This window comes from Streptomyces sp. B15, assembly GCF_018070605.1.
GTDB lineage: Bacteria > Actinomycetota > Actinomycetes > Streptomycetales > Streptomycetaceae > Streptomyces > Streptomyces smyrnaeus.
In genome coordinates this window covers 1-978 of sequence record NZ_JAGPXJ010000205.1, presented here as the reverse complement: position 1 = coordinate 978, position 978 = coordinate 1, and the positions used below count along the sequence as shown (strand labels likewise).

The following is a 978-nucleotide window of genomic DNA, read 5'->3' as shown; positions in this document are numbered from 1 at the left end:
CTGACGGCGTGGTTCGGGTTGGTGGAGTTGGCGGGGTTGCGTCGGGGTGAGTCGGTGTTGATTCATGCGGCGACGGGTGGTGTGGGGTCGGCGGCGGTGCAGATTGCGCGGTATGTGGGGGCGGAGGTGTATGCGACGGCTGGTCCTGGGAAGCAGGGTGTGCTGGCGGGGATGGGTATTGATGCGGCGCATCGGGCGTCTTCGCGTGATGTGGGGTTCGCGTCGGTGTTTCCGCGGGTTGATGTGGTGCTCAACAGTCTTGCCGGTGATTTGACGGATGCGTCGTTGGGGTTGCTTGGGCCGGGGGGTCGGTTCATCGAGATGGGCAAGACCGATGTGCGGGATGCGGAGGGGTTGGCGGGGGTGTGGTATCGGGCGTTCGATCTTGTGCCTGATTGTGGTGCTGAGGGTATCGGGCGGATGTTGGGGGAGTTGTGTGGGTTGTTCGGGGCGGGGGTGTTGGTGCCTGCTTCGGTGCGGGCGTGGCCGTTGGTGCGGGCGCGTGAGGCGTTGCGGTTTATGAGTCAGGCGCGGCATGTGGGCAAGGTGGTGTTGGATGTGCCGGTGCCGCTTGATGTGGCGGGCACGGTGTTGGTGACGGGTGGTACCGGCACGCTGGGTGGTCTTGTTGCTGAGCATTTGGTGCGTAGCCGGGGTGTGCGGCATCTGGTGCTGGTCAGTCGCCGGGGCCCGGACGCTCCCGGTGCACAGGACCTGACCGAACGCCTCACCGAGCTCGGCGCTGAAACAGAGCTGGTGGCGGCCGATATGGCCGACTCCGAGGCGGTCGACGCGCTCATCGCGGGTATCGACCCCGCGCACCCACTCACCGGTGTGGTGCATGCGGCGGGTGTTCTGGATGACGCCGTGCTGGCCTCGCAGTCCGCCGAGCGGCTTGCCGGCGTATGGGCGCCGAAGGCCACGGCCGCATACAACCTGCACCGGGCCACCGCCCACCTCCCCCTCTCCTTCTTCGTC

The 978-nt window shown here is 66.9% G+C and carries 1 protein-coding gene; it reads left to right on the top strand.

Going from position 1 to position 978, the window contains the following annotated elements; all coding sequences use genetic code 11:
- On the top strand, positions 1 to 978 hold a 978-nt coding region (locus KBY19_RS35855; protein ID WP_210967520.1), incomplete at both ends, for an SDR family NAD(P)-dependent oxidoreductase.